This is a genomic window from Burkholderia sp. LMG 13014, assembly GCF_905232215.1.
Lineage (GTDB): Bacteria > Pseudomonadota > Gammaproteobacteria > Burkholderiales > Burkholderiaceae > Burkholderia.
Genome location: NZ_CAJNKE010000256.1, coordinates 1 through 8,325, shown reverse-complemented (window position 1 = coordinate 8,325; position 8,325 = coordinate 1). Strand labels below are relative to the sequence as shown.

10 protein-coding genes and 1 pseudogene are annotated in these 8,325 nt (G+C 66.4%); 5 read left to right on the top strand and 6 right to left on the bottom strand.

Going from position 1 to position 8,325, the window contains the following annotated elements; genetic code table 11:
• The 4 genes and pseudogenes from JYJ84_RS22125 to JYJ84_RS22110 all read right to left on the bottom strand — a co-directional run.
• Nucleotides 1–426, bottom strand: a pseudogene (locus JYJ84_RS22125) (hypothetical protein); the annotation flags it as partial.
• A gap of 192 nt (nucleotides 427–618) precedes the next feature.
• Entirely contained in the window at nucleotides 619–1,047 is a 429-nt protein-coding gene (locus tag JYJ84_RS22120) for a GNAT family N-acetyltransferase (protein WP_175220092.1), read from the bottom strand.
• Nucleotides 1,048–1,105: 58 nt separating this feature from the next.
• On the bottom strand, nucleotides 1,106–1,966 hold the full coding sequence (locus JYJ84_RS22115) for a MurR/RpiR family transcriptional regulator (protein WP_175220090.1): 861 nt from the start codon (nucleotides 1,964–1,966) through the stop codon (nucleotides 1,106–1,108).
• 55 nt (nucleotides 1,967–2,021) lie between these two features.
• The gene (locus tag JYJ84_RS22110; protein ID WP_122947704.1) at nucleotides 2,022–2,375 is read right to left on the bottom strand and encodes a YgiW/YdeI family stress tolerance OB fold protein; all 354 of its coding nucleotides are present in this window, start codon (nucleotides 2,373–2,375) and stop codon (nucleotides 2,022–2,024) included.
• A 232-nt stretch (nucleotides 2,376–2,607) separates the two neighbouring features.
• Here JYJ84_RS22110 and JYJ84_RS22105 point away from each other — a divergent pair, with 232 nt between their 5' ends.
• Together JYJ84_RS22105 and JYJ84_RS22100 are read left to right on the top strand one after the other, a co-directional pair.
• On the top strand, nucleotides 2,608–3,270 hold the full coding sequence (locus JYJ84_RS22105) for a response regulator (protein ID WP_175220088.1): 663 nt from the start codon (nucleotides 2,608–2,610) through the stop codon (nucleotides 3,268–3,270).
• Nucleotides 3,267–4,643: an ATP-binding protein gene (locus JYJ84_RS22100; RefSeq protein WP_175220086.1), complete on the top strand. Its 1,377-nt coding sequence runs from the start codon at nucleotides 3,267–3,269 to the stop codon at nucleotides 4,641–4,643. The genes JYJ84_RS22105 and JYJ84_RS22100 overlap by 4 nt, the downstream gene beginning before the upstream one ends.
• Nucleotides 4,644–4,795: 152 nt before the next feature.
• Here JYJ84_RS22100 and JYJ84_RS22095 read toward each other — a convergent pair whose 3' ends face one another.
• Nucleotides 4,796–5,389, bottom strand: coding sequence for a hypothetical protein (locus tag JYJ84_RS22095; RefSeq protein WP_175220084.1), 594 nt, complete (start codon nucleotides 5,387–5,389; stop codon nucleotides 4,796–4,798).
• A gap of 90 nt (nucleotides 5,390–5,479) precedes the next feature.
• Between JYJ84_RS22095 and JYJ84_RS22090 the strand changes: the two genes are divergently transcribed.
• The 3 genes from JYJ84_RS22090 to JYJ84_RS22080 all read left to right on the top strand — a co-directional run bounded on the left by JYJ84_RS22090 (nucleotide 5,480) and on the right by JYJ84_RS22080 (nucleotide 7,108).
• Entirely contained in the window at nucleotides 5,480–5,926 is a 447-nt protein-coding gene (locus tag JYJ84_RS22090) for a MarR family winged helix-turn-helix transcriptional regulator (protein ID WP_175220082.1), read from the top strand.
• A gap of 40 nt (nucleotides 5,927–5,966) precedes the next feature.
• Complete coding sequence (locus tag JYJ84_RS22085) at nucleotides 5,967–6,335, top strand: antibiotic biosynthesis monooxygenase (protein WP_089441908.1); 369 nt, start codon at nucleotides 5,967–5,969, stop codon at nucleotides 6,333–6,335.
• Between the two features lie 572 nt (nucleotides 6,336–6,907).
• The gene (locus JYJ84_RS22080; protein ID WP_043180118.1) at nucleotides 6,908–7,108 is read left to right on the top strand and encodes a membrane protein; all 201 of its coding nucleotides are present in this window, start codon (nucleotides 6,908–6,910) and stop codon (nucleotides 7,106–7,108) included.
• A 484-nt stretch (nucleotides 7,109–7,592) separates the two neighbouring features.
• Here the strand turns inward: JYJ84_RS22080 and bla are convergent.
• On the bottom strand, nucleotides 7,593–8,325 hold a 733-nt coding region (gene bla / locus JYJ84_RS22075), incomplete at its 5' end, for a class A beta-lactamase (protein WP_205189468.1).

Here is an 8,325-nt window from a genome sequence, read left to right as displayed (position 1 = left end):
GAGATCGCCGGCCGCGCATGCGACGGTCGGATCGCCGGCAACGAGATCGGGATGGTCGAGCAGCAGTTGCGCGGCGACGCGCGGCCGGGGCGCGTCGTAGCCGCCGGTCACGTCGCCGCCGTACGCCAGGTCGAGCCAGCGCCGGATCAGTTGCGACCGTTGTTGCCCCGCCAGCGCATGCGTTTCGACGAACGCGCCGAGATCGGCCCATGAAGCAAAGCCGTACTCGCGCGCAATGCAGGATTGCGCGTCGTGCAGCCGGAGTCCGAGCGCGAGCGCTTCGTCGTGCGTGCGGTTCGCGGCAGCAGGGAGAAACCGGACAAAGCGCGCGACGGCATCGGCGTCACCTTGCCGGTACAGGCGCAACAATGCCTTGGCCTGCTTTTTCAGATGATCGGGATTGGCCCTGGGAGGCAGCTTTTTCATGCGAATCCTCGTGCAGTCATGGCCGAAGGTCCGCAATACCGCCAGCACAAAGGACAGGTGGAAAGCTGAATTTGCTGCGACAGGTGGGTTCAACCCTTTCCGCGGACCCGGAAGCGACCTGCATCGCTGACCGGTATCCTAGGCGACGGCCGGCGACCTCGTCAACCGCGGCGCGCCATGCGGCGGCGGCGCTCAGCCCACGGCCAACTGCTTGGTCAGGAAAATGCGCGAGTGTCCGGCTGGATAATCCGGCAGTTCGCCGAAGCGGACATAGCCGCGTTTCTCGTAGAACGGCCGCGCCTGGAAGTCGAACGTGTCGAGCCACGCGCCGTGGCATCCGCGCGCGACGGCTTCCGCCTCGGCCAGATCCATGATGCGCGTGCCTGCGCCCTGGCCGCGCGCGGCCTCGGGCACCACGAGCAGGTCGACATGCAGCCAGCCGTAAGCCGTGCTGCCCCACAGGCCACCGACCACCGCGCCTTCGCCATCGGTCACGACCACGGCCAGCGCACGGAAGTCGTTCGGGCCCGCCTGGCTTTCGTTGAACCGGACGAGCGGCGCGACGATCTGCTTGCGAACGTTCGCGTCGCCCGCGTCCGTCACCTCGTATGTGAACGTCATCGGTTGAATCCGCTTGAATCGAAAATAACAAGGAAGTGTTGAAGCCGCACGTACCGCGTCAGACGACGTAAGCGCCCTTCGCGTGCAGCTCCGCTTCCGTGCGTTCGAGCGCGGCGATCGCATCGCTGCCTTCGAGCGCCAGCAATTGCGCGACCAGCGCTTCGGCCATCGCGTGCGCGGCCACCAGCGACGGGAAGAACGACGGGCTGTCGTGCGTGAAGATCAGCTGCGCATCCGCGTGCAGCGCGATCGGCGACACCGCGCTGTCGGTGATCGCGACGATCCGGCTGCCCTGCGCCTTCGCGGCCTGCGCGACGCGCGTCGCTTCCTGCGAATACGGCGCGAAGCTGATGACGACGGTCACGCTCTGCTTCGCGATCGTCCGCAGTTCCATCTCGAGCGAACCGGCGACGCCGTTGAGCAGCGACACGGTCGGACGGAACAGCCGGTAGCCGTACACGAAACCGAATGCGACCGGATAGCACGAGCGAAACCCCGCGACGTGCACGTGCGATGCCTTGCGGATCAGTTTCGCGGCGTCGGCGAGCGCGTGCTCGTTCTGCGCGGCAGTGGCCGACAGGTTGTGTTGTTGTGCGGCGAGCAGGTCGTGCGCGAGCGACGCCTTCGCGTCGGGCCGCACGAGCGAGCGCGCCCGCTGCGTGAGCGGCTCGGGGCGCGTGCGCACGCGCGCGACGCACAGGTCGCGCAGCTCGTTCCAGCCGGGGAAGCCGAATTGCTGCGCGAGCCGCACGAGCGACGCGGGCTGCACCTGCGCGCGCTGCGCGACCTTGCGCATCGACGAGGTGGCGACTTCGTCGGGATGATCGAGCAGGAAGGCAGCGCCCGCCTGGAATTGCGGGCTCAGCTCGGAAAATTGCGTCCGGATCCGGGACGCGAGTTCGTCGAAATTGGCGGCCATCTTGGTGGGAACGGGAACCGGTCGTCCATGGTATCACCGGCCCCGCGCGCACCGGTCAGCGCAGCACTTCGACGTGATCGGCGTCCACCTTCACGCTGCCCGACCATTTGCGCTCGAATTCACCGGTCACCTTCACGTCGTTCTTGTCGGTGACGGGCTGGCCGGCCGCCCACAGCTTGTGGTCGATCTCGACGCGGATCGTGCCGGTCGCGTCGGCGAATTCGTAATCCTCGCCGCCAACATGCTTGACGATGCGGCCCTGCAACTGCACGTGCTGGTCGTCCTTGCCGTTCGCGAGCAGTTCCTTCACTGTCGTCGTGGTCAGCGTGGACGGCCCCGTGTATTGCGCGTAGACGGCGGCGGGCAGCGTGGCGAGCGCGACTGTCAGGATTCTGGCCAGGTATTTCATGATCTCGTTCCTCTTTTTCGATGTGACGCCGCGCCCCGTTGAACGCGACGGCGCCAGATTACGGACCGTAAGATTAAGCAAACCTGAAGGTCGCGCCGAGGCGACACGGTGCCGCATTGGACGAGTACGAAGGCGCGCCGCGTGCCGCCCGCATTTAAGGTCCACCTAAGACACGGGCGCTTATCATGGGAACCCCGGGTGCCGCGGCACCCCGTTGAAGAGACACCAATTCATGCGCGTATTGCTCGTCGAGGACGATCCGCTGATCGGCAGCGGGCTCGAACAGGGCCTCAAACAGGAAGGCTTCGCGGTCGACTGGGTGAAGGAGGGCGACGCCGCGTCGCTCGCGTTGCGCGCGACCGGCTACGGCCTGCTGCTGCTCGATCTCGGGCTGCCGAACCGCGACGGTCTGTCGGTGCTCGCCGCGCTGCGCCGCCGCGACGAAAACCTGCCCGCGATCATCATCACCGCGCGCGACGGCGTGCCCGACCGCATCGCGGGCCTCGACAGCGGCGCGGACGACTATCTCGTCAAGCCGTTCGAGCTCGACGAGCTGCTCGCCCGCATCCGCGCGGTCAACCGCCGCCACGCGGGCCGCGCGCAGACGACGCTCGTGATCGGCCCGCTGCGGCTCGACCCCGTCAAGCACGTCGTCTGGCTCAATGACGATGAAGTGCCGCTGTCGCCGAAGGAGTTCGTGTTGCTGCACGAGCTGATGCGCGACCCGGGCGCGGTGATTTCGCGCGAGCAGTTCGAGGAGCGGCTGTACAGCTGGGGCGAGGAAATCGAGAGCAACGCCGTGCAGGTGCATATCCACAACCTGCGCAAGAAACTCGGCCACGACATGATCCGCACGGTACGCGGCGTCGGCTACCGGATCGGTGACGGCGCATGACGCACATGCAACGCGCGGTCGCACGCTGGCGCAGCGCGTCGCTGCGGCGGCGCCTGCTGATGTGGCTGATGCCGGCCGCGTGCGTGATCGGCCTCGTCGCGAGTGCCGGCACCTACTGGGGCGCACTGCGCGAGCTCGACGACCTGCTCGACGACCAGATGCGCAGCATGTCGAAGCAGATCGTCGTCGGCCCGAACGGCGAGCTGTCGTTCAGCGACCACGCCAACGGCAAGCACGGCTTCGAAGCGAGCGACCCCGACGCCGTGCTGCTGCAGGTCTGGCGCAACGGCACGCTCGTGTATTCGACCGACCGCGATTCGAAACTGCCGCCGCCCGAGCAGAAAGGCATCGCGAGCGTCGACGTCGGCGGCCAGCCGTGGCGCACCTATGTGACCGAGCGCGGCGGCACGACGATCCGGCTCGCGCAGGCACGCCATGCACGCTGGGAAGCGATCGCGGGCATCGCCGTGCACCTGCTGTGGCCGGTGTTCTCGATGCTGCCGCTGCTCGCGATCGGCCTGTGGTTCGGCATCGGCGCCGGGCTGCGGCCGCTGCGTTCGATTGCATCCGGCCTCAAACGCAGGAATGCGAACAATCTGGAACCGGTCGACGTCGGCTCGATGCCGAACGAAGTCCGTCCGCTCGCCGAAGCGATCAACGATCTGCTCGCGCGCCTCGACCGCTCGTTCACGCTGCAACGGCACTTCATCGCCGATGCCGCGCACGAATTGCGCACGCCGATCATGGGGTTGTCGATCCAGTCGCAGTTGCTGCGGCGCGCGTCGACCGCCGAGGAACGCGAGCACATCCTCGCGCAGATCCAGGCGGGCACGACGCGCCTCGGCCACCTCGCCGAGCAGCTGCTGACGCTCGCGCGCCTCGAACCCGATGCGCAGGCGGCGGCTTCCGCGTCGACGCCCGTCGATCTCGCCGCGCTGTGCCGGTCGGTGGTTTCGGATCGCACGCGCGTCGCCGACGCGCACCGGATCGATCTCGGCGCGATCGTGTCGACGCCCGTGATGACGTCGGGCAATGCCGACACGCTGCGCGTGCTGCTGAACAACCTCGTCGACAACGCGATCCGCTATGCGGGCGACGGCGCGCGTGTCGACGTGTCCGCGCGGCTCGACGGCACGACGCCCGTGCTCGAAGTCGCCGACGACGGCCCCGGGATCCCGGAAGCCGAACGCACCGACGTGTGGGAACGCTTCTATCGCGGCGAGGGCGCGCAGGCCGTCACGTCGTCGGGCAGCGGGCTCGGGCTGTCGATCGTCAAGCGGATCGCCGAACAGCATCGCGCGACGGTCGCGCTCGGCACCACGCGCGGCGGACGCGGGCTGACCGTCACGGTGCGGTTTCCGCCGCCGGCCTGACGCGCGGGCGGCGGGCGACTGGCAGCTTTTCCACAGATTGTGTTGGCAAGCTTGTGGACAACCGTCCATTAACGGCATCAAGCCATTGATCGGAAAGGGTTTGTCGGTCGTGCGCGGCAAATGCGCCAGCCCGGGGCAGCGCCGCGCCCGGATCAGTTGTCGACGACGTTCCGCTCGACCCGCAGGCCGGTCGAGGTTTCGAGGATGCTGGCGTGCTCCCTCACGACGCAAAACGGGCGGCCTGCAGGATAGTCGTCCGGCCTTTGCCGGGTCCGATCCTCGGTGTGAACGATCACGGTACCGTTGAGCGGATGCGCACCAACGTGTTCACCCATGAAATAGAGCTGACCGTTCAGCTGGTAGTAGCCATTCCCGAGGTACCAGAACGAATCGCTCCCCGTCGCGATCCGGTCGGCGCCCAGGTAGATCCCGTCGCCTTTCCTGACGATCGGGTAGAACAGCAAGCCGATTTTCGATTCGATGATCGTGTAGTGATTGGCGCGGATGTCGTCGATCACCTTGTCGCGCAGTTCGTCTTTCATGCGTTCGGTCTTGCCGAAGTACGCGGTCTCGTACCTGGCCGGGATGCACGCATGCGCGAGCGTGCCACATGCCAGCGCCACCAACGGCACGGCGATCTTTTTCCAGATCGTGCTCACTGATTTCTCTCCAGGTTCCTTATTGTTGGCCCGCAATCCGGCACGGCAAATGTTACCGGTGCCGGATTGGGTTGCCAGTTTACCCACCCGGCCACGATCAGCGATCGTTCATTCGTCTAATTGACAACCAGTTGTCTATTACGTAAAGTAGTTGTCAATTCATCCCGCACCCCGAACATGACGAAATCTGCGAAGTTGACCACCGTCGCGCTGTCCGTATTCCGGTTGAACGGCCTGCTGATCGAATGGGGCAACACCTTTGCCGGGCCGCACGGCCTGACCAGTGCGCGCTGGCAGGTGCTGGGCGCCATCTCGCTGGCGCCGGAATCCCCGAACATCCCGCAGATCGCCGACGCGATGGGCATCACGCGGCAGGCGGTGCTGAAACAGATCAACGTGCTGACCGACGAAGGGCTGGTGCAATCGCTGCCCAATCCGGCGCACAAGCGCTCCCCTTTGTATGCGCTGACGCCTCGCGGCGAGGCGGCCTATCAGGCCGTGGTCACGCAGTGGCAACAGCATGTCCGCGACATCGCCGGCGGCTTCAGTTCGGCTGACCTGGACGCGGCGATCCGCGTCCTGTCGGCGATGTCCAGCGCGCATGGCGCCGATGCGCCGACGTGAGCGCTCAAGCGCCCCCTCCCCCTCACCCGAAGGAGTTCACATGCCTCATTTCAAGCCGATGGATCCGGCCTTTCCGATCCAGCAACAGATCGCAATCGACGCGGAGCCGGTCGTCCTCGTCAACGTGTTCACGCTGGCCGCCGCCGACGAAGCGGACTTTCTCGCCGTGTGGAAGGACGATGCCGAATTCATGAAGCGGCAGCCGGGATTCATCTCGACCCAGCTTCATCGTGCGCTCGGTGACAGTCCGACTTACCTGAACTACGCGATCTGGGAATCGACCGAAGCGTTTCGCGCGGCCTTCACCCATCCGGAGTTCGTCGCCAAGCTGTCAGCCTATCCGTCGTCCGCCGTCGCGAGCCCGCACCTGTTCCAGAAAGTCGGCGTGGCCGGTATCTGCACTGCATGAGTGCACGCGCGAAGCGGGGCAACGCGTGGCATTCGCGGGTGTGCTGCGTGTCGCTCGCACACCCGGAGTTCTCCACAGAAAATGTTGGCAAGCTTGTGGATATCCTGCGCACCGCACCGCTAAGCCCTTGATCCGATGGACTTTGGCACGCGTGATGCAGACGAAGCCCCGTCGAGGGCCATCACGTACGCCGCGTCGCCGCACTTCGCGTCACGACGCCACGCCGATGCACGTCGACGTCGGCGCACACGTGCCCGCCAGGCGCGACGCCACTTACCCACAGATTTTGTTGGCAAGCTTGTGGATATCCTGCGCAAGCCTGCGCTAACCCGTTGATCGGCCTACGGTTCATGCGCGGCGTCACGGTTGCGGCACCCTGCGCTCCGGGCAGGCGCGCAGGCGGACGATCCCGCGCAACAGCAGCACGCTGCTGTCGCCTTGACGCTCGCGCCCGTCACACGTCAAGATCACGCGAGCCGCACGCGGCCGCGCATCGCCGGCTGCGCGCGACGGCTCAACGGCCCGGCCGTTCCGCCGGTGCCGCACCACGACACATCACTCCGAGGAAGACCATGGAACACTTCACCGCGTTGCAGTGGGTCGTCTCACTCGTGCTCGTCGCCGTCGTCATCTATCCGTATGTCCGCATCGTGCGGCGTACCGGTCATTCGGGCTGGTGGATCCTGACGATGTTCGTCCCGGTCCTGAACTTCATCATGTTGTGGGTGTTCGCGTTCGCGCGCTGGCCCACCGTCGACGATCGGCAGCCCTGACCGTCGCCATCGCGGCCGCATGGTTTGTCCACAGATTTTGTTGGCAAGCATGTGGATAGCCTGCGCATACCCCGGGCAAGCGCTTGATCCGAAAGACTTTGTCCGCGCCGCTTCAAATGCGGCACGCGGCCGGGAAAATGCCGCGCACCCACCCGTTCTCCAGGTGACGGGGCGCCTTCCGCGCCTGCGCACCGGCTTGTCCACAGATTTTGTTGGCAAGCGTGTGGATAGCCTGCGCATACCCCGGGCAAGCGCTTGATCCGAAAGACTTTGTCCGCGCCGCTTCAAATGCGGCACGGCGGCCCGCGCCACGCCGGACGCGGCCGCGCGCGGGCTTGTCCACAATTTTTGTTGGCAAGCATGTGGATATCCTGAGCATGCGTGACCTAAGTCGTTGATCGCACAACGTTTGCTCACGCGGGTCACGGCTGCGGCACGGCGTGCATGCGGATCGCGTCACGCACGCCACGCCGTACCGCCCTGCTCAACCGAACGCCGTGGCCACGACGCTCGCGACGCCCGCGATCACGTCGTCCTTCGCGCTCGCGTCGGCGCTCGCCTGCGTGTAGTACACGACCAGCACGATCGGCGCACGCGACGGCGACCACACGACACCCGCGTCGTTGGTCGTCCCGTAGTCGCCGGTGCCCGTCTTGTCGGCGACCGTCCATCCCGCCGGCACGCCGGCACGGATCCGCTTGCCGCCCACCTTGTTGCCGCGCATCCACGTGACGAGCTGCGCACGCTGCGCGGCCGGCAGCGCGTCGCCGACCATCAGCGCGCGCATGCTCGCGGCCATCGCGGCCGGCGTCGTCGTGTCGCGCTGGTCGCCCGGCAGCGCGGTATTCAGTTCGGTCTCCCATCGATCGAGGCGGAATGCGCGGTCGCCGATCGAGCGCGCGTAGGCCGTTACCGCCGACGGGCCGCCGAGCAGCTTCATCAGCAGGTTCGCCGCCGAGTTGTCGCTGTACTGGATCGCGGCCTCGCACAGCGCGGCGACCGTCATGCCGTCGTCGACATGCTTCTCCGACACCGGCGAATACTTGACGAGGTCGGCCTTGGTATACGTCACGCGCTGTTGCAGCAACGCCGGGCGCTTGATGCTCTGCGCCAGCACCGCCGCACTCAGCATCGCCTTGAACGTGCTGCAGAACGGGAAGCGCTCGTCGGCACGATGCACCAGGCGCCGGCCGCTCGCGGTGTCGATGGCGCATACG